The organism is Lactococcus hircilactis, assembly GCF_009601015.1.
Lineage (GTDB): Bacteria > Bacillota > Bacilli > Lactobacillales > Streptococcaceae > Lactococcus > Lactococcus hircilactis.
In genome coordinates this window covers 17,062-42,570 of sequence record NZ_WITJ01000010.1, presented here as the reverse complement: position 1 = coordinate 42,570, position 25,509 = coordinate 17,062, and the positions used below count along the sequence as shown (strand labels likewise).

General features: G+C 36.7%; 23 protein-coding genes and 1 riboswitch. Of the genes, 21 read left to right on the top strand and 2 right to left on the bottom strand.

Annotated elements, in window-relative coordinates:
- Positions 1-371 precede the first annotated feature (371 nt).
- Positions 372-1,229 (bottom strand): exodeoxyribonuclease III, encoded by an 858-nt coding sequence (locus GHI93_RS08020; protein ID WP_153496533.1) that lies wholly within the window; start codon positions 1,227-1,229, stop codon positions 372-374.
- A gap of 296 nt (positions 1,230-1,525) precedes the next feature.
- On the opposite strand from GHI93_RS08020, the gene metG reads away from it, so the two are divergent.
- Genes metG through GHI93_RS08005 form a run of 3 tightly spaced genes read left to right on the top strand, consistent with a single transcriptional unit; the run spans position 1,526 to position 4,475 of the window.
- Positions 1,526-3,499 (top strand): methionine--tRNA ligase, encoded by a 1,974-nt coding sequence (metG, locus tag GHI93_RS08015; protein WP_153496532.1) that lies wholly within the window; start codon positions 1,526-1,528, stop codon positions 3,497-3,499.
- A 44-nt stretch (positions 3,500-3,543) separates the two neighbouring features.
- Positions 3,544-3,771, top strand: coding sequence for a DUF2829 domain-containing protein (locus GHI93_RS08010; protein WP_153496531.1), 228 nt, complete (start codon positions 3,544-3,546; stop codon positions 3,769-3,771).
- Positions 3,768-4,475 (top strand): 3-oxoacyl-ACP reductase, encoded by a 708-nt coding sequence (locus GHI93_RS08005; protein ID WP_153496530.1) that lies wholly within the window; start codon positions 3,768-3,770, stop codon positions 4,473-4,475. The genes GHI93_RS08010 and GHI93_RS08005 overlap by 4 nt, the downstream gene beginning before the upstream one ends.
- 20 nt (positions 4,476-4,495) lie before the next feature.
- Here the strand turns inward: GHI93_RS08005 and GHI93_RS08000 are convergent, their stop codons facing one another.
- Positions 4,496-4,708: a hypothetical protein gene (locus GHI93_RS08000; RefSeq protein ID WP_153496529.1), complete on the bottom strand. Its 213-nt coding sequence runs from the start codon at positions 4,706-4,708 to the stop codon at positions 4,496-4,498.
- 239 nt (positions 4,709-4,947) lie between these two features.
- A riboswitch (PreQ1 riboswitch) is annotated at positions 4,948-5,051 on the top strand.
- Here GHI93_RS08000 and GHI93_RS07995 point away from each other — a divergent pair.
- The 18 genes from GHI93_RS07995 to GHI93_RS13285 all read left to right on the top strand — a co-directional run bounded on the left by GHI93_RS07995 (position 5,049) and on the right by GHI93_RS13285 (position 25,389).
- Positions 5,049-5,582 carry a QueT transporter family protein gene (locus tag GHI93_RS07995; RefSeq protein ID WP_153496528.1) on the top strand — a complete coding sequence of 178 codons (534 nt, stop codon included), beginning with the start codon at positions 5,049-5,051 and terminating at the stop codon, positions 5,580-5,582. It overlaps the preceding riboswitch by 3 nt.
- Positions 5,583-5,716: 134 nt before the next feature.
- The gene (rnc, locus tag GHI93_RS07990) at positions 5,717-6,412 is read left to right on the top strand and encodes a ribonuclease III (protein WP_153496527.1); all 696 of its coding nucleotides are present in this window, start codon (positions 5,717-5,719) and stop codon (positions 6,410-6,412) included.
- A complete protein-coding gene (gene smc / locus GHI93_RS07985) occupies positions 6,402-9,929 on the top strand; it encodes a chromosome segregation protein SMC (protein ID WP_153496526.1) in 3,528 nt (1,175 codons plus the stop codon). Before rnc ends, smc begins: the two co-directional genes overlap by 11 nt.
- Before the next feature lie 15 nt (positions 9,930-9,944).
- Positions 9,945-12,122: an LTA synthase family protein gene (locus tag GHI93_RS07980; RefSeq protein WP_415579481.1), complete on the top strand. Its 2,178-nt coding sequence runs from the start codon at positions 9,945-9,947 to the stop codon at positions 12,120-12,122.
- Positions 12,123-12,515, top strand: a complete 393-nt coding sequence (locus GHI93_RS07975; protein WP_153496525.1) for an EbsA family protein — start codon at positions 12,123-12,125, stop codon at positions 12,513-12,515.
- A 38-nt stretch (positions 12,516-12,553) separates the two neighbouring features.
- Complete coding sequence (locus GHI93_RS07970) at positions 12,554-14,119, top strand: glycosyltransferase family protein (RefSeq protein WP_153496524.1); 1,566 nt, start codon at positions 12,554-12,556, stop codon at positions 14,117-14,119.
- Entirely contained in the window at positions 14,103-16,193 is a 2,091-nt protein-coding gene (locus GHI93_RS07965) for a hypothetical protein (protein WP_153496523.1), read from the top strand. Before GHI93_RS07970 ends, GHI93_RS07965 begins: the two co-directional genes overlap by 17 nt.
- 211 nt (positions 16,194-16,404) lie before the next feature.
- A complete protein-coding gene (locus tag GHI93_RS07960) occupies positions 16,405-18,465 on the top strand; it encodes a sulfatase-like hydrolase/transferase (RefSeq protein ID WP_153496608.1) in 2,061 nt (686 codons plus the stop codon).
- Positions 18,466-18,492: 27 nt separating this feature from the next.
- Complete coding sequence (locus GHI93_RS07955) at positions 18,493-18,891, top strand: EbsA family protein (RefSeq protein WP_153496522.1); 399 nt, start codon at positions 18,493-18,495, stop codon at positions 18,889-18,891.
- A gap of 84 nt (positions 18,892-18,975) precedes the next feature.
- Positions 18,976-20,088, top strand: a complete 1,113-nt coding sequence (locus GHI93_RS07950) for a YibE/F family protein (protein WP_153496521.1) — start codon at positions 18,976-18,978, stop codon at positions 20,086-20,088.
- Complete coding sequence (locus GHI93_RS07945; protein ID WP_153496520.1) at positions 20,085-20,840, top strand: YibE/F family protein; 756 nt, start codon at positions 20,085-20,087, stop codon at positions 20,838-20,840. The genes GHI93_RS07950 and GHI93_RS07945 overlap by 4 nt, the downstream gene beginning before the upstream one ends.
- 186 nt (positions 20,841-21,026) lie before the next feature.
- Entirely contained in the window at positions 21,027-22,679 is a 1,653-nt protein-coding gene (locus GHI93_RS07940; protein ID WP_153496519.1) for a glycerophosphodiester phosphodiesterase family protein, read from the top strand.
- 177 nt (positions 22,680-22,856) lie between these two features.
- Positions 22,857-23,270: a TetR/AcrR family transcriptional regulator gene (locus GHI93_RS07935; RefSeq protein ID WP_153496518.1), complete on the top strand. Its 414-nt coding sequence runs from the start codon at positions 22,857-22,859 to the stop codon at positions 23,268-23,270.
- A complete protein-coding gene (locus GHI93_RS07930) occupies positions 23,201-23,542 on the top strand; it encodes a hypothetical protein (protein WP_153496517.1) in 342 nt (113 codons plus the stop codon). The genes GHI93_RS07935 and GHI93_RS07930 overlap by 70 nt, the downstream gene beginning before the upstream one ends.
- A 616-nt stretch (positions 23,543-24,158) precedes the next feature.
- Positions 24,159-24,362, top strand: coding sequence for a hypothetical protein (locus tag GHI93_RS07925; protein ID WP_153496516.1), 204 nt, complete (start codon positions 24,159-24,161; stop codon positions 24,360-24,362).
- An 87-nt stretch (positions 24,363-24,449) separates the two neighbouring features.
- Positions 24,450-24,638 carry a bacteriocin gene (locus GHI93_RS07920; protein WP_153496515.1) on the top strand — a complete coding sequence of 63 codons (189 nt, stop codon included), beginning with the start codon at positions 24,450-24,452 and terminating at the stop codon, positions 24,636-24,638.
- Positions 24,639-24,711: 73 nt separating this feature from the next.
- Complete coding sequence (locus GHI93_RS07915) at positions 24,712-25,161, top strand: hypothetical protein (protein WP_153496514.1); 450 nt, start codon at positions 24,712-24,714, stop codon at positions 25,159-25,161.
- A 15-nt stretch (positions 25,162-25,176) separates the two neighbouring features.
- Positions 25,177-25,389, top strand: a complete 213-nt coding sequence (locus tag GHI93_RS13285) for a CPBP family intramembrane glutamic endopeptidase (protein WP_425481765.1) — start codon at positions 25,177-25,179, stop codon at positions 25,387-25,389.
- Positions 25,390-25,509 lie beyond the last annotated feature (120 nt).

Sequence of the window (25,509 nt, the reverse complement as noted above, 5' to 3'; positions counted from 1 at the left end):
CTCTCGTTTTTATAGTGCATCCAATCAGTGCAGACAACGTTCAAGATGTCACGTGGAAAATTTCTGTCAGTGCTGACAGCGTTCAAGATGTCACGTAGAAATTTCTGTCAGTGCTGACAACGTTCAAGATGTCACGTGGAAAATTCTGTCAGTGCAGACAGCGTGCAAAATGTCACGTGGAAAATTTCTGTCAGTGCTGACAGCGTGCAAGATGTCACTTAGAAATTTCTGTCAGTGCTGACAACGTTCGAGATGTCACGTGGAAAAATTCTGTCAGTGCTGACAGCGTGCAAAATGTCACTTAGAAAATTCTGTCAGTGCTGACAACGTTCAAGATGTCATGAAATCGCGTGAAGTTAGTAGTGATTGTGTTACAATTCGATTTCAAGTAAGATGGGGACGTGGTCTTTTCTCTCGCCTGTATTGATCGGACGAGAGGTTATGATGCCATTTGCTACGCGGTTTGAGACGAGCCAATAATCAATACGCCAGCCTGAATTATTCGCTTTTGCAGTTTTGACACGCTGTGCAAACCAAGTATAAATACTGACATCGTCCAACATTTTTTCTACATTTCCGTGTAAATAGCGAAAAGAATCTGTAAATCCAGCAGCTAAGAGGTCACCGAATTTCTCACGCTCTTCATCGAAAAATCCTGGAGATTCGTGATTTGCTGCTGGATTGGCAAGATCAATCTCCGTATAAGCAGCATTGAAATCACCGCACGCAAGAACTGGTTTTTTCTCATCCAGTGATTTTAAATAGTTACGATAAGCGTCATCCCATTGGCCACGTGCACTCAAGCGTTTCTCACGCCCTTGGCTATTGGGGGTGTAAACAGTTGTGGCAAAAAAATCAGGAAATTCCAGTGTAATAATCCGTCCCTCGCAATCCATCGGCTCTGGGGCATTGATTTCTGGATAAGAGATGAGTGGTGTTTGCAATGTTTTTTTGTAAAGCATCATCGTTCCAGCATAACCTTTGCGGGCGGGAGGAGTGCTCATGCGGTGGACTAATTCGTAATCTGGAAATTTTTGTCCAAGGAGGGTTAAAATTTTGTTTAGTTTTTTTGGGTCATCAGATAATTTTGTTTCTTGGATGGCTAAAATGTCTGGTGAGCACTTGATGATCGAATCTATCACTGCGAGTGATAAAGCAGCGCGTTCACTTGTTCCAGTCAGTGCTGCATTAAGTGAGTCGATATTCCATGAAATGAGTTGATAGGTCATTGTCACATCCTTTTTTATAATGCCGATACGTCTTAGATTTGTGTGAAAATCAAAAAATTTGGCGTTTTTATTTGTATGCACTCTATTATATCATAAAGAAAATTAGCTTTAGAGATGGAAAATTAAAGAATTCATTAAAAGATTAGAAAACATAAGGAATGTGCGACATTTCTTGGTGTGATGGAGTAAAAAATGATAAAAAATGAACTGAAAATACCGATTTTCTCATGTTTTTGGTATAATGAAAATAGAATATTCTGGCGAGTTTCATTTGCTCGACCAAGGAGGTTAGAAATTTGACTGAAAATAAAACTTTTTACATTACGACACCGATTTATTATCCTTCTGGAAAATTGCATATCGGAAATACTTACACGACAGTGGCGTGCGATGTTTTAGCGCGTTACAAGCGTTTGATGGGCTTTGATACTTTTTATTTGACAGGGCTTGATGAACATGGAATGAAAATCCAGAAAAAAGCAGAAGAACTTGGGTTGACGCCAAAAGAGTATCTGGATCCGATGGCAAAAGAAGTGAAAAAGCTTTGGGAAACATTGGATATTTCGTATGATCAATTCATTCGGACCACGGATACGTATCATGAACAGGCCATTGCAAAAACGTTTGAGCAGTTGCTTGCACAAGATGATATTTATCTTGGCACTTATGAAGGCTGGTATTCAGTTTCAGATGAAGAATTTTTCACTGAGAGTCAATTGGCTGAAGTTTATCGTGATGAGAATGGCACAATGATTGGTGGAATGGCACCATCAGGTCATGAAGTAGAACGTGTTCAAGAAGAAACTTATTTCTTTAGGATGGGGAAATATGCAGATTGGTTGTTGAAGTATTACGAAAAACATCCTAATTTTATTCAACCTGAAATTCGTAAAAATGAGATGATTAACACGTTTATCAAACCAGGACTCGAGGATTTAGCATTGACGCGCACAAGTTTTACTTGGGGGGTCAAAGTGCCATCAAATCCAAAACATATTGTGTATGTATGGTTTGATGCTTTGTTTAATTATGTGACAGCACTTGGTTTTGGATCTTCTGATGATTCAAATTATCAAAAATATTGGCCAGGAATCAATATGGTCGGAAAAGATATTTTGCGTTTTCACACAATTTATTGGCCGATTTTCTTGCACGCTTTGGGGATGGAACCTCCAAAACAAGTGTTTGGACACGGCTGGTATCAGGTGAATGGACGTAAGATGAGTAAATCTTTTGGAAATGTAATTTATGCAGAAGATTTGGTTGGACGTTATGGTCTTGATCCTTATCGTTACTATATTTTGCGGGCGATGCCGTTTGGCAATGATGGAAATTTCACATCGGAATCTTATATTGATCGAATCAATTTTGATTTGGCAAATGATTTAGGAAATCTGTTGAATCGTACGGTTGCGATGGTCAATAAATATAATGACGGACGCATTGAAAAAACGAATGAAACAACGGCGTTTGATGCGTCACTTTCTGAAGTTTTGACAACGTCAATCAAAAATTATCATGCTGCGATGGATCGATTTGAATTTTCAGTTGCTTTGTCTGAGGTGTGGACGATTATTTCGCGCACAAATAAATACATTGATGAAACTGCGCCTTGGATTTTGGCAAAAGAAGTGGCAGATCATGCACAATTGAATAATGTTTTGTATCATTTAGCTGAAAATTTGCGGATTGTTGCCAGTCTTTTGCAGCCATTTATGCACGCGACAAGTGAAAAAATCTTTGCACAACTTGGACTAAAAGAGCAACATTTTAGCTTAGAGGAATTAAAGTTTGGGTATGAATTTTCACACCCTGTTACAAAAAAGGGGGAACCGATTTTCCCACGCTTGGATCGTGAGCTTGAGATTTCTGTCATTAATGACGAAATGCTTGGTGGAGGAAAAAAATCTGAAGAAAAAGAACCTGTCTTTCATAAAGAAGAAATTACGTTTGATACTTTTGATCATGTCGAGATTCGAGTGGCACAAGTCGTTTCGGTCAGTCGTGTGGAAGGATCAGATAAACTTCTAAAATTTGAACTCGATGCTGGGGATAAAAACTTGCGGACGATTTTATCGGGAATTGCTGCATTTTATCCAGACGAACAAGCGCTCGTTGGAGTGAAATTGCAAATCGTAGCGAATTTAAAACCGCGTAAAATGATGAAAAAATATGTCAGTGAAGGAATGATTTTGTCTGCAGAATTTGATGGAAAGTTGGCAGTACTGACAGTTTCTAAAGAAGTGCCAAATGGCGCAATCATTGGCTAAAAATTTAAAAGGGGCGACTGCCCTTTTTGTCATAAGGAGAAAAAATGACGTTTGAAGAAATATTACCAGAACTTAAAGCAGGAAAAAAAGCAGTGCGAACAAAAGGGTGGTCAGGAGCTGAAAATTATGTAAAAATATTGGATCATATCGAGGATCTCTCTGTCACTCCTTATTTTTTGATTTCAGTAAAAGGCGAAGCAAAGGAATTTTCGATGTGGGCCCCTACAGCCTGTGACGTTTTGGCTGAAGACTGGATTGTGGTTACGCCATGACGACGTTTGCTGGAAAAAAAGTACTCGTCACAGGAAGTTCAAGTGGTATCGGACAAGCACAAATTCGGGCATTTAGAAAAGCGGGGGCAAATGTCATTGGAGTTGATCTGCATTCTGGCACAGAAACGGATTTTGTGTGTGATCTGTCAGTACTGACAGAAGTTGAATCAATTGCGAAATCCATCGGATCAATCGATATTTTGTGTAATACCGCAGGAATTTTAGATCAGTATTGTACGCTTGAAAACACGTCTGCTGTCCTTTGGGATCACGTGTTAAAAACCAATCTTTATAGCATGTTTTATTTGATTCAGCAATTTTTGCCAAAAATGAAAGCTCAAAAATCGGGTGTCATTATCAATATGGCATCCATTGCAGGACTTGTGGCTGGCGGAGGTGGCATTGCATATACCGCAAGTAAGCATGCCATTGTCGGACTGACAAAGCAGCTTGCTATTGACGAAGCTAAATCGGGCATTCAAGTGCTTGGAATTGCACCAGGTGCGATTGATACACCGATGAATGCGCGCGATTTTACTGAAAATGATGGTCAAATGGCCAAGTGGGTTGCAAACGAAACGCCTGCAAAACGTTGGGCAACAGCAGATGAAGTCGCTGAACTCACGCTTTTTTTGGCCAGTCCCAAAGCAAGTTACATGACGGGTGCAATTGTCCCAATTGATGGCGGCTGGACTGCCCAATAGCACTGACAAAATGCCAAACCTCACGTGAAAATTTCTGTCAGCACTGACAAAGTGCCAAGATTCACGTGAAAAATTTCTGTCAGCACTGACAAAGTGCCAAATCTCACATGAAAAATTTCTGTCAGCACTGACAAAGTGCCAAACCTCACACGAAAAATTTCTGTCAGCACTGACAAAGTGCCAAATCTCACACGAAAAATTTCTGTCAGCACTGACAAAGTGCCAAATCTCACGTGAAAATTTCTGTCAGCACTGACAAAGTGCCAAAATTCACACGAAAAATTTCTGTCAGCACTGACAAAGTGCCAAACCTGATACGAAAAATTTCTGTCAGCACTGACAAAGTGCCAAATCTCACATGAAAATTTCTGTCAGCACTGACAAAGTGCCAAACCTCACACGAAAAATTTCTGTCAGCACTGACAAAAATCTGAAACGTCTCATTTTTTCTAGCTTTTCATTTTGATGAAAAACTGGTATAATGTAAAACGTTGCTAAATGGGTAGCAACCCTCAGAACTTCTGACCTTTTTCTGAGCATATTACACGCGGTTTAGCCGCTAAAGGAGAAAAAATGAATTCGTCTCAAACCAAAGCCTTTTCAGTCCAAGGGCTCGTTCGTGGAGCAGTAGTGTGCGCGTTATACATTGTCATCACTTACCTGATGGCCTCAGTCAATTTAGCCGTAGGCCCGGTCCAATTTCGACTTTCTGAAATGTTTAATTTTCTTGCATTTTACAATAAGCGTTATTTATGGGCGGTGACATTAGGATGTGCCATCTCAAACGTCTTAGTGCCTGGAAATCTTGGGATTATTGACTTTATTGTTGGTGGAGGATCCACGTTCATTTTCATTTCATTGGGAATTTTATTGACCAAAAAACTCTCAAAAATGACCTATTTCAATGGTTGGCTCAATGTTCGCTTCATTGCGTTTAGCGTGTTTTTTGCCTTATCCATGTTTACGATAGCACTGGAGTTGATGATTTTTGTGAAAACGCCATTTTGGGTCATGTACCCAACGCTTGTATTGGGCGAGTTTGCAAGTTTAATCATTGGAATGTTTATCATCATCACACTTTCCAAACGCATTGATTTGAGTCGATAATGACTGACCATTAAAAACTTGAACGTTCAAGTTTTTTTTGTTGAAAAAAGCTTTTTCATCTCAACAAAGCGATTCAGATTTTTACGCCAAATTTTGATATAATGGTAGAGAAATTTAAAAACGGAGGAGCTCACATGAATCAGCTTCAAGAAAAGTTAAAAAATGAATTCGGCATTATTTTTAACGATGAAAAAATCCTCAACATCGCATTTACTCACTCTTCATATACCAATGAAGAACGGCTCCCAAAGGTTGTAAACAATGAACGTTTGGAATTTTTGGGAGACGTCGCATTAAGTCTTGTGATTTCAGATTATCTCTACAGAACCTATCCTGAAAAACTTGAAGGAGAACTCTCGAAAATGCGCTCAAGCATCGTCAGAACAGAATCTCTCGCCAATTTTTCACGTCGATGTGGGTTTGGGCGCTTTTTAAAACTAGGACATGGCGAAGAAAAGATGGGCGGACGCAATCGTGAAACCACACTTGAAAATCTCTTTGAGGCATTTTTGGGTGCTTTATTTCTTGATCAAGGCATGGATGAAGTGAAAAAATTCATTTTTCATGTTGTAATCCCGCACGTTAAAGCCAATGATTATGTCAAAGTGATTGATTATAAAACACAATTACAAGAAATTTTGCAAGTCGGCGGAGAAACGACGATTACATATAAAATTTTAGACGAAAGTGGTCCTGCGCATTTGAGAAAATTCGTTGCTGCTGTTTTCAATAATGGCCAAGAACTAGGACGTGGCGAAGGTTCTTCAAAAAAATTAGCAGAACAAAGTGCAGCAGAAAATGCAATAAAAGGGCAAATTCATGTATCTTAAAAAAATGGAAATTGTCGGGTTCAAGTCATTTGCAGACCGGACAAAAGTCGAGTTTGATCAAGGAGTGACCGCAATTGTCGGACCAAATGGATCAGGAAAATCAAACATTGTAGAAGCCTTGCGCTGGGTGCTTGGTGAACAATCTGCAAAATCATTGCGTGGTGGAAAAATGCCAGATGTGATTTTTTCTGGAACAGAAAAACGACACGCCATGAATTACGCACAAGTCACAGCTTATTTTGACAATGCTGATCATTATTTAGCAAGTTCAAAAGATAATGAAGATGTCATCATCTCGCGTCAGCTCTATCGCAATGGGGATGCTGAGTTTCGATTGAATGGCAAAAAATGCCGATTGCGTGATATTCATGACTTGTTTTTGGATACCGGATTAGGACGAGATTCTTTGTCTATTATTTCACAAGGCCGAATCGAAGCGGTGTTTAATTCAAAAGCAGAGGATCGACGGGCAATTTTTGAAGAAGCCGCAGGCGTTTTGAAATTTAAAAGCAGACGTAATGAAACGGAATCAAAACTGTCAACCACACAAGATAATCTGGATCGACTAGAAGACATTTTATATGAGCTAAAAGGACAGCTTGTTCCACTTGAAGCACAAAAAACAGTAGCTTTGCGTTTTCAAACGCTTGATGCAAAAGAAAAAGCACTCGATTTATCTGTTTTGATGGGGCAATTGATCGCAGAAAAAGAAAAATACGACACGACGAATACAGCACTGATAGAGATTTCTCAAGCACTCTTAAAACTTTCTGATCATAAAAAAACGTACGATGAGCAGTGGGAATCGTTGCGTTTTGCGCGCACAAAAGTTGAAACGCAACAAGAAGCGCTGCAAAAAGAAACGCTTCAATTGACAGAATTAAAATCAGAAGTGACACGAAAAATTGAATTATTTGATGTTCAAAAAAACTCTTCACAGCAATCAACAAAAGAGCGCAAGCAGCATCTCTCAGAGCTCAACGAAAAGCTGTCAGTACTGACAGCACAAGAAAAATCAGCGCACGAGAAAATCACTCAATTGACGCAAGAAAAAAATGAGCTCGATCAAAAAATAAAAAAATTAAATCAAAAACAGGACGCTTTATCAGAAGCTCCAGAACTTGTGATGGAGCGCTTGAGAGAAACTTATGTGGATTTAGTCAACCAAGAAGCTCAGCTTTCAAACACAAAAACAAAAAATCAAGCAGAACTTGAACACCTCATCCAAAAAATGAGTGAGCGTAATGCGTCAACCAAAGAAAATGCACAGCGCCTAAAAGACATGACCACTGCGCTAAATGAAGCACAAAATGAAAATCACAAGCTCAAAAACACGATAGCGACGCTTTTAAAAAATTACGAAAGTGAACAAGAAAAAGAAAAGAAAAGAGCCCAAAAAGAGCGTCTCGCACAAAATGAAATGTACGATCAAATGAATCTTTTGAATAAAGATAAAGCACGATTGGCAAGTCTTGAAAATATCCAAGAAACGCACAGCAATCTTTACCAAGGAGTTCGTGCCGTCATGCAAAATCAAAGTCAAATCAAAGGAATTATTGGTGTTGTGGCTGATTTATTGACGTTTGATCCAAGATACACCACAGCCATTGATATTGCACTAGGTGGTGGGAGTCAAAACATCGTGTGTGAAGATGAATCCAGTGCAAAACATGCGATTGCTTATTTGCGTGAACGCAGACTTGGACGAGCGACTTTTTTGCCCTTGACCACAATCAAACCGCGGAATTTCAGCGCTTATGAACGCATTTCATCAATGACAGGGTTTATTGATACGGCGCTCGCTCTTGTCAGTGCTGACAAAAAACTTATTCCTGCGCTCTCAAGCCTACTTGGGACGACGGCCGTTGTAGATACTGCTGAAAATGCCACAGCAATTGCACGTCAGATGAACTATACCATTCGCATTGTGACCTTGGATGGCACTCAAATTAATCCTGGTGGATCCTATTCGGGAGGCGCTGGAAAACGCAATTCGACAACGTTTACACAGACTGAAATCAAAAGTCTCAAAAATAAAATTGAAACAGCAAATGAGCAGCTAAAAATCACAGAACACACCGTAGCTCACTTACAACAAGAAGCAAAAGAAAATGCTAGAGTACTTACGGATTTACGTGCTCAAGGTGAGGAGAAACGCTTTGATGAAAAAAGTTTAGCGCTAAAAATTGACCAACTCAAAGAAAATCAATCCAATTTACTCGCGCTGTCAGCACTGACAGAATCTTCACAAAGCAAAAATCGCGTGACAGCGTTGCAGCAAGAAAACAAAATCCTGATTGAACAACTCGCAAAAATTTCCCAAGAAAAACAAACGATTGAGTCACAATTAGAAGCCGTAAAAGGAAATGCACAAACTCAAAATGATCAAAAAACACACTTATTAGAAACGCTTAATCAATCCAAATTAGATTTTTCTGAAAAAACAAGTGAATTACGTTTTGTCAGTACTGACGAAAATCGTTTGACGCGCGAAAAAGCACAAGTCACTGCTGAAATTGCACGAGTTCTTGACTTACTCTCTCCCCAAATTGAGTATGCTGACGAAAATCGGCATCATTTGGAAAAGCAGCTCAACACTGTTTTAGAAAAACTCAAAACAGCAAATGTCAAAAGTGTCAGTTTAAAATTTGAACACGAAGATATCGTTGCTCAAATGGAAGAACTTGAGCAGCACAATCACGATTTCATCGAACAAACGCACGCACTCAACCTACAAAAAACACGCTTGGATCTTCAATTTGAACAAATCAAAGCACGCCTCATCGAAAAGCAAAATCGTTTAAATTCTGATTTTGAAATCAGTTTTGAATCCGCATTAAAAACGACACCGATTCCTGAGGATTTAGAGCAATGCGAGCGAGATTTAAAAAACGTTTCACGTCAAATCAAAGCATTAGGTCCCATCAATTTAGACGCCATTCAACAATTTGACGAAGTTAATGAACGCTATCAATTTCTCAATCGCCAAAAAACAGACTTGTCAGAAGCAAAAACGCTCCTCTTATCAACGATAGATGAGATGAATGATGAAGTTAAAGCACGCTTTAAAACAACCTTTGAAGCAATTAGAGAAAGTTTCAAAACCACCTTTTCACAAATGTTTGTAGGCGGACAAGCTGATTTAGCCCTCACCTCAGACAATTTACTTGAAGCAGGTGTTGAAATCAATGTCCAACCTCCAGGAAAAAAATTATCCAGTTTAAATTTGATGTCTGGAGGAGAAAAAGCACTCACAGCACTCGCACTGATTTTTGCAATTTTGCGCGTGCGAACAGTTCCATTTGTTGTACTCGACGAAGTTGAAGCTGCACTTGACGAGGTCAATGTCAAACGCTTTGGCGATTACATGAATCATTTTGACAACAGTAATCAGTTCATTGTGGTTACGCACAGGCGCGGGACAATGGCTGCAGCAAAAGCCATGTACGGTGTGACAATGGCTGACGCAGGAGTATCAAAAATGATGTCTGTAAAACTTGACACCACACGAGAATAAAGATTTAGAAAGGCTATTGTAGTGAAAAAAAAGATTCAATTGCTTCATACTCGAATCGGAATCATTGGATTTTCAGTAGGTTTTATCTGGTTGAAAACACTTTTAGCCTATTTTACAGAATTTCAACACCTTCACAGTGAAAATGTTGCAGATTATCTGATTATGCTCATTAATCCGATTGGATTTACCGCATTTTTTCTGTGTTTAACCCTTTTGATCAAACGAAAAGAACTCTTTTATCTCGACGTACTCATGATCAATTTGATCGGAAGTTTATTGGTTTATGGCAATGTCCTTTATTTTCGAGAATTTCAAGATTTTTTATCTGTGAATACCATCACAGGCGGTGCAGGAATGATGGGGCATGGATTTGATTATTCTTCTATTCCGATCCATCCGCTAGACCTCATCTATTGGCTCGATTTGATCATCATCGGACTCTTATTTGCGACAAAAAAAATTAAGATGGATGAGCATTTCCAAGGGTTTCCCTTTGCTTTCAAAGCGCTGACCTTCTCTTTCATGATTTTTAGCCTCAATTTTTGGGCAGGAGATGCTACTGAACACCGTTTAGTATCACGTCAAGCACAATACGATGACACTTATGTTGTGCGCTATTTAGGACTTGGACCGTGGCTTTTGACCAATGGATGGTACACACACGTCGCCAATCAAACGCGCGCACTCGCATCAAAATCTGACTTTACAAAAGTTCAAGAATATATCAAAAAAGAGCGGTATCTCTCCCCAGACGTCAAAATGGAGGGCCTTGCAAAAAATCGAAACGTCATCATGATTCATTTAGAATCTTTGCAACAAGACCTCATCAATTTAAAAATCAACGGTCAAGAAGTGACACCATTTTTGAATTCACTCTATAATAATAATCCTTCTGTGTATTCCTTTAGTAACTTTTTTAATCAAGTGGGACAAGGAAAAACATCGGATGCAGAAAACATGCTTGAAACATCTACATTTGGTTTACCCACAGGATCATTGTTCACGCAATTAGGCTCAACTCAAACCTTTCAAGCAATGCCTGCCATTTTAAATCAAACACAAGGATATTCCTCGGCTGTTTTTCATGGCAATGTTGGCTCATTTTATAATCGAACCAATGTTTATCGAAACATGGGCTATCAAAATTTCTTCGCTCAAAACTTTTGGAGTGAAAATGATCAAAATAAAACAGCTTGGGGAATCAAAGATAATTATCTCTTTGCCGATTCAATTCCTTACTTAGAGCAACTTCAACAGCCCTTTTATGTCAAGTATCTCACTGTCACTAATCACCTGCCTTATACAGGACTATTACCAGAAGAAGAAGATCCTAATTTTACAACCAGCCATTCTGGAGATGCAGAAGTCGATAATTATTTTTTGACCGCTCATTATCTTGATCAATCCGTAAAAACATTTTTTGATTATTTAAAAGCATCTGGACTCTATCAAAAATCAGTGATTGTTCTTTATGGCGATCATTATGGGATTTCAGGCGCAGATACAAAACCTTTTGCAAGTGCAATTGGTGAAAATCCCCAAAATTGGGGAGACGCTCAAGATACGATGATGCAGCGCGTGCCGTTTATGATTGATATTCCTGGACGTACAGACGGACATATCAGTGATGAACTTGGCGGTGAAATTGATGTCATGCCCACTCTTGAACACTTATTAGGAATTTCAACATCCAATAAGATCCAATTTGGACAAGATTTATTCAGTAAAAACAGACAAAATTTTGTTGCGTTTAGGAATCGTGGATTTATCACACCAACCCTGATCAAACCAAGCGCTACCTCAAAAGTATATTACGACACAAAAACAAAAGCCCCCCTCACCCTTACTGCACAAGAACAGAAAAACGCACAAAATATTCAAAAAAAAGTCAATCAATTATTGGATATGTCTGATACACTCAATACAGAAGATCTTCTTAGATTTTACACGCCATCTGGATTCACTCCCGTTCAGCCTACAAAATATACTTATACCGTTTCTGCAACACAAAAACGATTAGCTCAAAGTGAAAAAACGCTTAACGCAAGATCAACCTCACTTTTATCAGCACATGGCGGCATGACGACACTTGGACTTTATAAAACAGAGGATCCTGCACTTGAAACTCAAATTCAATCCCTATTGAATCAAAATGACCAACCACAAATTCCAATAAAAAGAAAGGAGAAATAAATGAAAGCTGGATATTTTTACCCATTTTCTGGCCCCTACCGTTTAGCATGGATGTGGTGGGTCATCTTACTTTCTTTTCAGCAAGTACTTTTTTTTGAGTATAATATGGCATTGAATAGGATAACGCTCTCTCTTTTTGGTGCAGTCCTTTTGGGCTTATACTTTCTAGCACGAAGAAGACGTTTTTTCATTGTCGAAGAACAAATCCAATTAAGTCGAGACTTTCATTTATCGACCTATCCGATTGATCTAAAATACATCAGTGCAGTAAAAGTAAAAACGTGGAGCATTACATTTGTTTATGTCGGAAAAGAATATCGCGTGTTAGTTTTTGGAAAATCAAAACTTCTCATCCAAAATCTAATCAATCAAAAAACGCAACCACAGCATTAAATCCACATCAATCCATCAAATAAAAGAAGGAGGAAAACATGATTACAACAGCATTTAAGACACTCCATATTCAAAGAAAATGGCGTATCATTGCAAGCATCATTTGGAGTGTAATGAATCTGATTGTGATTTTTGCTACCCCAAAATGGCACATTGATAATGTCATCGCCCTTATTCTTGGTAATGTTATCTTGATGACGGCCATACTCTATCTTTTTTTCATCGCTCATGCCAGCAAAAAGATAAACACGCTTGCATTAACAACCGTTCATACTTATTATCTTCGAAGTTTACTTATTTTAGGCCTTGCTGTATTGATTGTGCCCTACTTTTTTATGATTCATGTCCCACATGACGCACACGATTGGGACTTTTTTGTGGTTTTTGCAAATACCAGCGCACTCCATGGCAGGACTTTTGACCACCTTGCACTCACAGAAAATCAACGCCTTTATTTTTTACATTATCCCAACAATCAGTGGTTTGGAATGATTCAAAACTTCCTTTTTGCAAAAACGACCCTCGCGTCAAAAATGTTTCTTATGACAGGACTTTCCTCACTTTTGACCAGTAGTTCTGTTGTGGCCGGTTCGCTTTTAGCAAAAAAAGTAGCGTCAGAAAAAATGGGCTTATGCTATAATCTTGCTGCGTTTGGATTTCTCCCATTTTACGTGTATGGAGCACAGTTTTATACAGACACCGCTTCGCTTCCTTTTGTAATTTTTGGTGTGTTATTTATCATTTATGCACTCAAAGCAACACAAACAACATCCAAAATACTCTGGTGGATCATTGCGTTATTGGTCATTTTTTCAGGCTATTACATCAAACCCACCGTGACAATTCCATTGATTGCAGCTGTTGTTTTTTTGATCTTAAATAAAAAATGGAGAACAGTCCTGTTTGTGCTTGCGCTATCTGTTTTGTTGTTTTTTGGAACGTCTAAAGTGGTTCATCACACAATATCAAGCGATCCAGCTTTTAGCACCACTGCAAACGAACGCTACAACCTTCCATTGATTCATTGGGTCGCCATGTCTTTTGCACAAGAAAATTTTTCTGGAGGTTTTGACCCAAACATTCTTTCATATTCAGAGCAATTCTATGACAAAGCTTCAAAACAAGAAGCGGATCTTGATTTATTAAAAGAAAATATCGCACAAGAAGGTGTTTTAGGTGTGTTATCCAAATTAGCTAGAAAAACCATATATACCTGGTTAAATGGAGATTTACGCGATTTTTATTATACCTATCTGCACATCAATCCTATTGTCAATCGCTATTTTGATTGGGTAAGTAATAACGAAAAAGGAAATATTACAGGATATCTTCTAATTACAGGAGCGCAGTTACTTTATTGGCTATGTTTACTATTTTTGATGTGGTATGAAATTTTTCAAAGCATTTTTAAAAAAAGAGGGAGCATCTGGTTCATTTTCGCACTTTCGATTGTTGGATTAGCACTCTTTTTACTGTTCTGGGAAGCCAATTCACGCTATCTTTACAATTTTACTCCACTCATGATTTTATTAGCAGTAAAAGGAAAGCTCGACTTTTCACAAAGAAAGGAAAAGATAAGGAGAAAAAATGTCAGTATTAAATAAAACGATGTATCGTATTTTGTTCGGATTATTTTTGAGTGCATTCGTTTCGATGTTGCTTCAACCCTTTACAGATACAGGGTTTGTAGAACCCATTTCAGTTGTCCTTTTATCATTTTTACTTTATCTCCTCTTTATGCGAGGATTTAAAAAAATAAAAGCATTAAGCACGCGTACGATAAAAAAAATGATTTATATTTTTTTCATTCTTTTTATTCTTCTTCAAATCCTTATTGTTTCACAGATTCAGATTCAAATTTTTGGAGATCCATGGAATACTCTAACTCAAGCACTTCACCTCTCAAAGGGAATCCCAGGATGGGATCCTTGGATTGAATATTATCCCAATTTGCTTCCTTATGTTGGTTTACAATGGTTTTATATCAAAATTGCAGAATTTTTACATCTTAATTATTATATTATCTTTTACAGTTTTAATATTCTGATCAATACAAGCATTTGGATGAGCATCATCCAATTTTTGTGGAAAAAGGATCCAAACATTGCTGGGATGACCACAGTTTTGATGCTGATCCTTCCGATGAATTATGAGTTTATTTTAAAAGTGGGATATACAGACGGCATTGCAATCTTGATGCTTGTGAGTTTGGCGCGTGTATTTGATCACATGATGATGACCCAAAAGTTAACGTACAGAAGTTTCTTTGCGAGCATTTTTTGCTTTACCTGTGCATATTTGGCACGCCCTAATGTTATCGTCGTTTTAGTCGCTCTTTTGATTTTTGTCCTCTTCGCATTTCTTAAGCGTGACACATTTCAAAAGTTATGGCAACACGTCCTGAAGCTTTTTTTAGCTTGTGTCATTGGCATCATTTTATCCATTGGGCTTTCACAGCAAATGGCTCATTGGATGCATTATGACATGAATAATCCAATCAATTTTCCTACCGCAAACTGGATTTATGAATCTGTGAATTTTGAGAGTATGGGAGAGTGGACGCCACAAGATCGGGACTATACGCTGACACATCCAGGTTTTGCAACAGCAAAAGAGGCAGACATTGCAGGCATTAAAAACCGAATCTCTGAATTATTACACCACCCATGGAAAATTCCAGTACTTTATATCGTTAAGTTTGCCACATTATGGTCCTGCGGAACTTTTGCGACAGCAACAGACTATCAACTTTATTCTCAAATGTATCATTGGTCGCGTGCCCCACGTTTTGTCGTGGATAACATTGGTACGATCAATATTTTTATTGAAACGTACGCCAAATCGCTCATGGCACTTTTACTTTTTGCGATTGTTTCTCAATTAAAACGAGTGAGAAAAATTGAACTTTCGATTTTTAATTTTTCAATCCTCACAATCATGGGAATTTCGTTCTTTCACACGTTGCTTTGGGAAGTTAAACCGCGCTATCAATACATGACGATTGGTCTCATTATTATTGCAGCGGCACTCTCTTTTGAAAATCTATATCAAAAGCAGCACATAAAACGTTTAGAAAATAAATTAATTTCTAAAAAAAGAGGCGTCATTGTCTTTGGTTTGTGCGCGCTAAGCTCTCTTATACTCATGTCAACGGTGATGCAAATGCAAGCCCCTCAAACCATTATTGTCAATTCTCAATTTCAGCAACTTGATAATTACCATCCAGGGGAGGATCAGTTAATTTTACAAGCGCAAGAAAAAATTGTCCAAGAAATTAATTTACCGACTTCAGCAGAAAAGTTCACAGTAACGAGCCAACCTTCACAAAACATCCAACTCAAAATTCAAAAAAAGTTACACCAAAAATGGATACCGATCACTCAAAAAGAAATTCCAAAAAACGCGGTTCAAACGACTGTTCAACAGCAGTTTCAATCAGGAAAATATCGATTGATTTTGTTCAATTCAAACGATACAGCAACTCAGATTAAAGCAATGACCCGTACAGAGGTACTGGATTATCCTAATCAAGCAAAAATTGGATCAAGAAAGATCTCGTTAGGTTTTGAATTTTCTAAAAAAGAAAAAGTTTCAAAATATCATTTCGGATTAATTCTCCTGTTTTTAGTGCTTTATAGCGTCACTATCTTTTTATTTTATACAGAAAAATCATTTTAAAAAGTACAATAAACGATTTGCTTATTTAAGACACAATTAAAGTATTTATGATAGAATTAAGGCAAGACAATGAATTTGTCTTTATCTTTTTACTTTTCATCACTAAAAGTAAGCGAATCTGATCACATTTGATTAGTTTTGATTTAATTAATTTTAAGAGGTTTAAATTTTGAAAAAATTATTAAATGGTTTTAACACACGACTCGGATTGATGTCATATCTGGTATTATTTGTGTGGGCCAAATCAATGTTTGCCTATTTCACGGTATTTAATCTCCGTGCAATTGGTGTTGAGTATTTAATGATGATCATTAATCCTATAGGATTCACATTTACTTGTTTTGCCATTTTACTCTTTATTCGAAGGACATCACTGTACTATATCGCAACACTCATTTTAGCGGTGGTAGCCAATTTTTTGCTTTACATGAATGTTTTGTATTATCGAGAATTTACGGATTTCATCACGATTGATACTTTAACAGGTGGAGCTGGAATGTTCCAGCATGGATTTGATTTTAATTCAGTTCCGGTACATCTTATGGACTGGGTTTATTGGATTGATTTACTGATTATTTTAGTATTAATGATTGCAAAAAAAGTCAGATTTGATCACAGAGTTCCTGGTGTAAAAAAAGCATTCACCTTTGTATCTGTTGGACTTGCGATATTTAGTCTCAATTTTTGGGCCGGAGATTTCTTGAAACCTCAATTAATCTTAAGAAGAGCACAGTCAGATAAAACATACGTTGTTCGATATCTAGGCTTAGGGCCATGGATGTTGACTGATAGTTATTATACGCATTTAGCAAACAGTCAACGTAAAGATGCCAGTAAGAGCTCGCTTGAAGAAATTCAAAAATATATTGCTTCAAATCGTTACCTTGCACCAAATATGAAAATGTTTGGTATTTCTAAAAATAGAAACGTCATCGAAATACATCTGGAATCTTTTCAGCAAGCTTTGATTGATTTAAAAATCAAAGGAACGGATGGAAAAGAGCACGTTGTAACACCATTTTTGAACTCACTTTATCATTCAAATTCAACGTATTCATTTAGTAATTTCTTTAACCAAGTTGGACAAGGAAAGACCTCTGATGCTGAAAATATGCTTGAAACATCAACGTTCGGACTTCCTGCAGGATCGCTATTTGCAAAATATGGATCAACGCAAACTTTCCAAGCGATGCCAGCTATCCTTCAACAAACAGAAGGATATAGCTCAGCGGTCGTTCACGGTAATGTAGGTGCGTTTTACAATCGGATCAATACTTACAAGCAGATGGGATATGATTATTTCTTTGATCAAAGTTTCTTTAATAACGCTCCTCAAAACATGAGCCCTTGGGGAATTAAAGACAAAATTCTTTTTAGAGATTCTGTCCCACTCCTTGAGCAAATGCAACAACCATTTTATGTGAAATACTTGACTGTAACAAATCACTTAACGTATGAATTAGCAGATTCTGACAAAGATCCGAACTTTGCGACAGTGGATTCTGGGGATAAGTTGGTTGATGGTTATTTTGAAACAGCACATTATTTAGATCAATCCGTTGAGCAGTTCTTTGATTATCTAAAAAAATCTGGATTATATGAGAAATCAATTATCGTTTTATATGGTGATCACTATGGTATTTCAGGTTCTGATAATAAAGCTTTTGCGCCGTACGTGGGATATAATGCAGATACATTTAATGCGTATGACAATACCATGCTTCAAAGAACACCATTTATGATTAATATTCCAGGAAACACAAAAGGTCATATTATTGATACGTACACGGGTGAAATTGATGTGATGCCAACACTTGAACACTTATTAGGAATTGATACTGCGAAATATGTTCAATTTGGACAAGACATGTTCTCCTCAGGGCGACAAGATTATGTGGCTTTGCGCAACGGTGGGTTTGTAACTCCGACGATTACCCTTCCAAGTATCAATAGTCATTACTATTACGATACACAAACAGGATTACAAATTGAGAAATTAACTCCTGATCAAGAAGCTTATGTCAAAGACATCAAATCAAAAGTATCGACACTTTTTGCAATGTCTGATAAACTCAACAATCAAAATTTACTGAGATTCTATACACCATCAGGCTTTACGCCAGTTGATCCAAAGAATTATACTTATTCTGTCAAAGCAACGAAAGCAAAACTTAAAAAAGAAAATACTGTGCTTTCGGCAAAATCAACGAGTCTCATTTCTCAAAATCAAGGAAATTCCTCCATTAGCGAATATCCGACAGTAAAAAAATAGAAAATCAATAGTGAAGAGGTTAAAAAAATGAATTCAGGTTTCTTTTTACCCATGTCAAGTAATTATAGATTGGCTTGGCTTTGGGGAATCATTGTACTATCTTTTGAACGTATCGTTTTTTACGAACTGGACAAAGAGAGTAATTGGCTGTTAACGTTGATCTTTTGGCTTTCAATCATTGCATTTTTAGTACTGATTTGGCCACACCGATTTTTCATCTCGCAAGGACATTTCTATTTTCCTTTTTTCCCCCGCTTAAAAATGGCTGATTTTGAGATCCGGCACATCAGTGCTGTAAGAATTACTCGTTTTGGTTGTGGCTTTAGTTACGCTGGAAAAAGATATCATTTCCTTACTTTTGGAAAATCCAAAGCAGCATTTGAAAAAATGATGGATCATGGAGAAACAAGCGTTGTAAATGCTTAAAAATAAAAAGTAGGATGCGCACACGTTCCTACTTTTTTCTTTGATATTAAAAGAAAAACAGGTTATGAAATGCTCAAAAGAATTATGACATTAAAAAACAAGGGATTAAAAATCATTTTCGTATTGATACTTACAGGAGTGACTTATGTGCTTGTCAATCAAAATGCGTTTATGTATCATGAACCCGTCGGAAAAATCATCCAAGCAAAAACCATCAAGAAGCAAGAGGTTGAGGACAATTATAAAAATAAAGATCTTCAAATTACACAAGAATTAAAAATTAAGTTTTTAAATCAAAACAAGCAAAGAATTACGCTTCATAATACGGCTGATGTCTCTCAAGCCAGCGGTCAAATTTATAAAAAAGGACAAAAAGTAATTCTTCAAAGAATTAGTCAAACTTGGCAAATCATGACGTTAAAACGGGATGCTTTAATTGTAAGTTTAATGGTGTTATTTATTGGATTATTGATCGTTTTAACACGATTCCGTGCGTCTTTGTTTTTACTTTTGTCACTTGGACTTAATCTCATTTATTTTGTCATCGCGATTGCACTTAATGTCAGTTTTACAATTCCTGTAATTTTGCTTTATGCGATGCTTTCGTTTGTTTTTGCTGCGTCCTCTTTATTATTTGTCATTGGTGCAAATCGTCAAATGATCTTCACACTTTTAACCACAGTACTTACGACAGTGCTTACTTTTTTAATCACATTTATAGTCCTTGATTTAACTGGAAATGCTGGGATTCATTTTGAATACTTAGATTATGTGACACAAAATCCCTCTCAATTTTTCTTTGTTGGAACAATGATTTCTGTTTTAGGTGCGATTATGGATGGGACAGGAGATATTGTTGCGGGATTATTTGGCTTATCTCGTCAGAATCAAGTGAATCACATTCAATTAAAATATAAAGATTATGTTCGCTCTGGATTTTCGATAGGTCAAGAAATTATTGGAACATTAACGAATGTGCTTTTTATGATTTTTATGGCCGAGGCCTTTCCGATTTGTTTTTTACTTTTGAAAAACGGAAATACGTGGGGATACATTGCGACAGTCGGGCTAAATTTAGGGTTATTGCAAACCATCATTTCAGCAATCGGGATTGTACTAGCAGTGCCTGTGACAGCTTTTGTCACGAGTCTTGTCCTTGTTAAGCAAGATAAAGAAAGAAAAGAGGATGTATCATGAATGCTTTATTTGTTTTGCTTATCATTTTAGCTTTATTAATGATTGCTGTGGCTAAAAAAGATGGCATTAGAAATTTATTTGGTCTCCTCTTAAATTTTGGGACAATATTTGTCTTGATTACTTTGATGTCATGGGGATTACCAATTTGGATTCTTCTTCCTTTATTTTCTTTCATCATATTAGCGCTATCAATTTATATGTCCTCAGAAGATGGGGAAACGACTAATATTGCGTTTAAAACAAGTGTGATTGTTGTCTTTGGGTTAATGATTTTTGCAGTACTTATACAGGATATTGGACAATTACAAGGATTTGCAGTAGAAGATGTTGATGAGTTAGAAAATCTTTCTTTAACAGTAGGAATGAATTTTTCAACAGTGGCTATTGCAGTAATGACGATTTCTATGCTAGGTGCTGTTGCTGAAGCTGCAATGGCAATTGTTGCGAATTTATCAGAAGTGATTGAACAAGATGAAGCCATGACGGTGAATCAATTTAAAGCGCAACGCATGATTATCACGCAACAAATTTTGGGAACTGCGATAAATACACTCTTTTTTGGAGTTTTAGGTTCTAGTGTGGGCTTGATTTTATGGTTTGTGCGGCTGCATTATTCTTTCGCACAGATTTTTAATTCAAAATTATTAATGGCAGATGTGTCAACCATGCTTTTGGGAATGTTTGGAATTTTCTTTTCTATTCTTTTAGCTGGGCATTTTGTTGAGAAGAACTTTACGCAAGCAAAAAAATAGGCAGAGCACTAAAAAATGTCACGTATTTTAAACGTTTTTATAAAAGAGAAGTCTAAAAACGTGGGGCTATTTCTTGTTCAGTTTTTTTAAGTGTTTCATCTTTTAATTTTTGTCATTTTATCGTAAAATAGTAATATAAACTATACTTTTATTGGAATGGATAGTTTTTAGAAGTGGAGCGATAGAATGAAAAAAATGAGATTAAAACAGATTTCTTTTGTGATGGTTTTGCTCTTTGGATTTAATGTTCTAGCTTCTTTGGTGATTGGTGCTTTAGCGCGCTTTTCTCCTGAAGCTTATAAAATTAATACATCGACTTTTTCTCAGTTTGTAAATTATTGGATTAAAAATGGTTGGAGTTATGGGGTTGTTTTCTTAGGCTATCTGATGATTTATTTTATTTTGGTTCTTTTATTGATTGCGATGACCTTAATTTGTAATCAACAGTTTAGTTTTTCTCGAATGATTCGGGGGATTAAAACACCAGCTGTTTATGTGATGACTTTGGGCTTGATTTTGATTTTTTGGCCGCTTAATGCGCTGGGGCTTAAGTTTCCAGTGACAAATTACATCACAATTCCTCAAACGTTTGTTTCGATGGTCTCAAATCCTTTACTTTGGATTATTTTTTGGGGTGTTATTTTAATCGTGATTCTTTTGTTTTTTAGGCTCAAAAGGGTTCTTTTTGATAGTGTCACGAGTGATCAAAAAGTAAGGCATCCATTTAAGGAGAGTTGGAAAAAAACAACAGGCAAGTTTTTAAGTGATTTTTTTCAATTGTTTCAATGTGCAGTGCAATTTGTTGGAGCAACAGGGATTGTTTTTGCGCTTCAATGGCTCGTGGATCGACTTGGTGTGAGGACGCTGAGTATTTCGTTTGCAAATGTCATGATTGCACTTTTAGCAGGTGTTTTATATTTTATTACGGCAGAAATGGTTTTTATTTTCTTATCTCCACTTGAGCGTGAAAAAAGAGATCAAAAATATAGTGGTATTACTGCGTTAGTGATGATCGTTTTGATTGGTTTTGTGTCTTTGATTCTCTCTGGAAAAATGCTTCACACTCCCAATTCAGAGTATTTGGTGATGGCACATATGGGAATTGCTTCAAAAGAAGATGTTCCTAATTCGATTCTTAGTTTGAAAAAGGCGCATGAGGCAAAACCTGATTATGTTGAAATTGATATTCAAAAAACAAAAGATGGTACATTTGTCTTAAGCCATGATACAAGTATTGAGTCTTTATCTGGGAAAAAATATGTATTGAATGATGTTTCATGGAATGAATTGAAACAGGTGGAATTTAAATCTGGGAATCAAACAGTAAAATTAACACGTTTTGATGATTACATTAAGAAAGCAAATCAATTGAAACAAAAAATCTTGATTGAACTAAAGATTAATGCGACGATAACAAATCAAGAACTTGAAGCATTTGAAGAGAGATATGGTGCGCTAATGGAAGAAAATCATGCTCAAATTCAATCGCTCAATCAAAATGCTCTAGCAAGATTATCTAAATATTCTGAGAATGGGTTAGGGTTGCTTTCTCCTGTAGATAATGCCATTAATGCTTCAAAATTTAATACGTTCTATGCGATTGAGTATTCTAGCTTGAGTCCAAAAACAGTGGCGGCAGCCAAAAAGGTGAATAAATCAGTTTATGCATGGACGGTGGATACTCAAGCTGATTTGAGTACCACTTATGCGTATGGTGTCAAAGGGTTTATTACGGATCAACCTGCAAGAACGCGAAAAACTTTGGATCGGTTACGTCGGCATCCACATTATGATCTTGTGGTTTGGAATGCTTTATTGTTTAAGCGCGCTAATTTTTAGGGAATTGAGAAAATAAAAAAAGATCAAAAAAGGAATTCAGTTTGAAGTTCTTTTTTTGATTTCGAATTTTTGTAGGTTTTTGAATAAAAAACGGGAATTATTTACAGCTTTTTTAATCAAAAAATGGTAAGATGATGGAAGTGAATGACTTTTTAAATTGAAGAGAGGAGCTGAAATATGATTAATGATAGGGAACAACAAATTTTTGAAGCTTTTGCAAAACTTGCATTGCGTAAGCATGAGAATAAGGAACTTCCTCAAATCACGATTGCAGAAATTGCAAAAGAAGCTGGAATTTCTAAACAGGCAATGACGAAATATCATTTTAAGACGCTTGAAGAATTAGTGGATACGATGCATCGAAGAATGTCGTTAGATATTCATTCGACATTTGCGAATTTTTCACCAGAACAAAAAATTTGTCCAATTACAGTGATGGCTGAGTATGTTTTGCCAGCACTTTATCCTTGGATGAATCTAATCAAAGCGGCTTATGTGGCGCCTACGCAGATGCTTCATGGATGGAGTACGTCGAAAAACAAAATCGTGAGTGGATTCTTCCTTATGTTTCTGAGATTTCTAAAACTTTAGATGTCGCACCAGAATTAATTGCAAATTTGGTGACGGATAATGCTGTAAATATCATCAAATTATGGATTACTCCCAAATATCCAAAAGGGCCAGATGAATTTTCTGTTATTTTTACTGCTTTAGCAAGAAAAACGATTAATCCACTTCTTAATCGAGAGTATCGGTTGCCTGAAAATCTGATGAAAGCAAATGAGAGAGAGAGAGAGAGAGAGAGAGAGAGAGAGAATTTTGTGGTCAAAATAAATTTGAAAAGTTGTCAAGTAACCAAGTAAGTTGTTAAAGGACAACTTTTTTTGCTGTGTGAAAAAGCAAAAGGAGGACAAAAATCGGGATAGAACGATCATAAATTTGAGGTGGAGAATAGCCTAAAAAAAACACTGAGCTATTCAAATATCATGGTTTCGATTGGGACGTTTTCAGAAAAAGTATGGGATTTGTTTTGGGAAATGTCTATTATAAAACTCGGGTGTCCAGTTGCTGTACATCTTTTATGGAATTTTTAGTTTTATATCGTGGATAAAGATTGTCAACTCAACAACAATGTTGTTGAGTGTTAAACTTTTTTTATTATAATCAAGAACCAAAAAAGAGCAGTTGTGCTAATATTAGGGTATAGAAAATTGGGGTGAGTGAATTGAAATTAAAGGTTGTTATATGTGATACAGGATGAGAAGAACGATAAAAAAATGAATGATTTTAGTGTGTAGTAGTGCTTTTTATGTTTATTTTGTGTGTTTTTTGTTGTTTTTTCAAAGCGAATTGTTTTTGATTTTGATGAATTTAATCTGCTAAATGGTAATATTGGAATGGCTCGAAAAATCTTAACAGAGAGGACTGATAAGCGTTCCTATGCTATTTGGGAGAGAAATAGAGAAGGAGGAAATAATCATGGTATTCAGAATTATTGGCATTATCTTGTTGTTGTTGGCAATTTGGCAATTTGTACAGGCTAGAAACGGTTGGCAGGTTTATAAAAATAAATCTCAAAGAACCGATAATGCGCTGAGGGTTTATGGCTTTGCTTATAGCTTTTTCATTGCATTGTTGCTTGTTGTTTTAGGGTTATCTGCGCTTTTGGGTGTTTTTTCCTAACTAGAAGTTTGGAAAGATTAGGAACTTTTATCAAAAAACGTAGCCTATAGCTGTGGAAAAAATTAATTTGAAAAAAGGTGGTCTATCATGACTAACGAAAAGATGAATGCTGAATTTTCTACATCCGCTTTTGCAGACAAATTTGACACCTTGACTAATGATGAGTTGACAAAGGTGGTTGGCGGTAGTGCTAAGAGTATATTAGAGGGTGCTGGAGAGATATTTATGATTGCGTATGAATCTGGTGCGATTGATTATGCCCTCCTTCTTCTCTAAGGCTAATTAACACAAGAAGAGGCGAGCTTCATATCTTTCAACTATGCAGCTCGTTTTGTTTTGGAGGAAAATTATGAAAACATTAAAAAAGTCGTTAGATTATTCTAATATCATGGCTCCTAAACTCTTTGCTCTTTTCATTATTTATCAGATTCCCACAGGAATGCTTTACGCTTGGACAATTCTTGGGGATAAAAAGGTATCTATTCTCATTGCTCTGCTAATTTTGATAGTTACAGCATTCGTCTTGATTTTCTTTTTATCAAAGGCGAAAGAAATCAATCTTGTGAATTGGCGATTACATTCGTTGTGGGAGCACAAATGGGCAGTTATTCTTGGAATCTTGATTGCGATTGTATGGTTTCAGTTTATCCTAAACGCTGTATTTGATTTTTTCAAAGTAGGAAGTTCTGTGAGTGCTAATCAGCAACTTATCAACAGTATGGCATCAAAAGCTCCCGAATACTTGATGGTAATTTTAACAGCAATCTTTGCACCAATTTGTGAAGAATTGATTTTTTGATCTGGCTTTTTTGAACTGCTATTTTTACAGTTCCCACGTATCGCTCTGATTAGTTCAACTATTTTATTTGCCAGTGCTCACATGGTGATGAATGTGACTGATTGGGCATCTTGGATAGTTTATTTGAGTATGGGATTGATTTTAGGGCTTATCTATTATAAGACAAGAAGCGTAGAATGTTCAATTGCGGTACACATGCTTTGGAATCTTTATGCGATTTTTATTTAGCTACTCTAAAAAAGGTTGACGAACCACTAATAAAGTTGTCGCGAGGACAACTTTATTTGAGTTTCTCTATTGCCATGAGCTGACAACGGGAGTAAAATGAAATTAACAAAAAAGAAAGGT

Coding starts and splice junctions, on each gene's coding strand:
- GHI93_RS07940 (WP_153496519.1), top strand. CDS start 21,027: ATGAAAAAAATGAGATTAAAACAGATTTCTTTTGTGATGGTTTTGCTC.
- GHI93_RS07915 (WP_153496514.1), top strand. CDS start 24,712: ATGAAAACATTAAAAAAGTCGTTAGATTATTCTAATATCATGGCTCCT.
- GHI93_RS08010 (WP_153496531.1), top strand. CDS start 3,544: ATGACGTTTGAAGAAATATTACCAGAACTTAAAGCAGGAAAAAAAGCA.
- GHI93_RS07925 (WP_153496516.1), top strand. CDS start 24,159: ATGGTATTCAGAATTATTGGCATTATCTTGTTGTTGTTGGCAATTTGG.
- GHI93_RS07975 (WP_153496525.1), top strand. CDS start 12,123: ATGAAAGCTGGATATTTTTACCCATTTTCTGGCCCCTACCGTTTAGCA.
- GHI93_RS08020 (WP_153496533.1), bottom strand. CDS start 1,229: ATGACCTATCAACTCATTTCATGGAATATCGACTCACTTAATGCAGCA.
- GHI93_RS07960 (WP_153496608.1), top strand. CDS start 16,405: ATGTCATATCTGGTATTATTTGTGTGGGCCAAATCAATGTTTGCCTAT.
- GHI93_RS07950 (WP_153496521.1), top strand. CDS start 18,976: ATGACATTAAAAAACAAGGGATTAAAAATCATTTTCGTATTGATACTT.
- GHI93_RS08005 (WP_153496530.1), top strand. CDS start 3,768: ATGACGACGTTTGCTGGAAAAAAAGTACTCGTCACAGGAAGTTCAAGT.
- GHI93_RS07945 (WP_153496520.1), top strand. CDS start 20,085: ATGAATGCTTTATTTGTTTTGCTTATCATTTTAGCTTTATTAATGATT.
- GHI93_RS07935 (WP_153496518.1), top strand. CDS start 22,857: ATGATTAATGATAGGGAACAACAAATTTTTGAAGCTTTTGCAAAACTT.
- rnc (WP_153496527.1), top strand. CDS start 5,717: ATGAATCAGCTTCAAGAAAAGTTAAAAAATGAATTCGGCATTATTTTT.
- smc (WP_153496526.1), top strand. CDS start 6,402: ATGTATCTTAAAAAAATGGAAATTGTCGGGTTCAAGTCATTTGCAGAC.
- GHI93_RS07920 (WP_153496515.1), top strand. CDS start 24,450: ATGACTAACGAAAAGATGAATGCTGAATTTTCTACATCCGCTTTTGCA.
- GHI93_RS07955 (WP_153496522.1), top strand. CDS start 18,493: ATGAATTCAGGTTTCTTTTTACCCATGTCAAGTAATTATAGATTGGCT.
- GHI93_RS07995 (WP_153496528.1), top strand. CDS start 5,049: ATGAATTCGTCTCAAACCAAAGCCTTTTCAGTCCAAGGGCTCGTTCGT.
- GHI93_RS07965 (WP_153496523.1), top strand. CDS start 14,103: ATGTCAGTATTAAATAAAACGATGTATCGTATTTTGTTCGGATTATTT.
- GHI93_RS07930 (WP_153496517.1), top strand. CDS start 23,201: ATGGAGTACGTCGAAAAACAAAATCGTGAGTGGATTCTTCCTTATGTT.
- GHI93_RS07970 (WP_153496524.1), top strand. CDS start 12,554: ATGATTACAACAGCATTTAAGACACTCCATATTCAAAGAAAATGGCGT.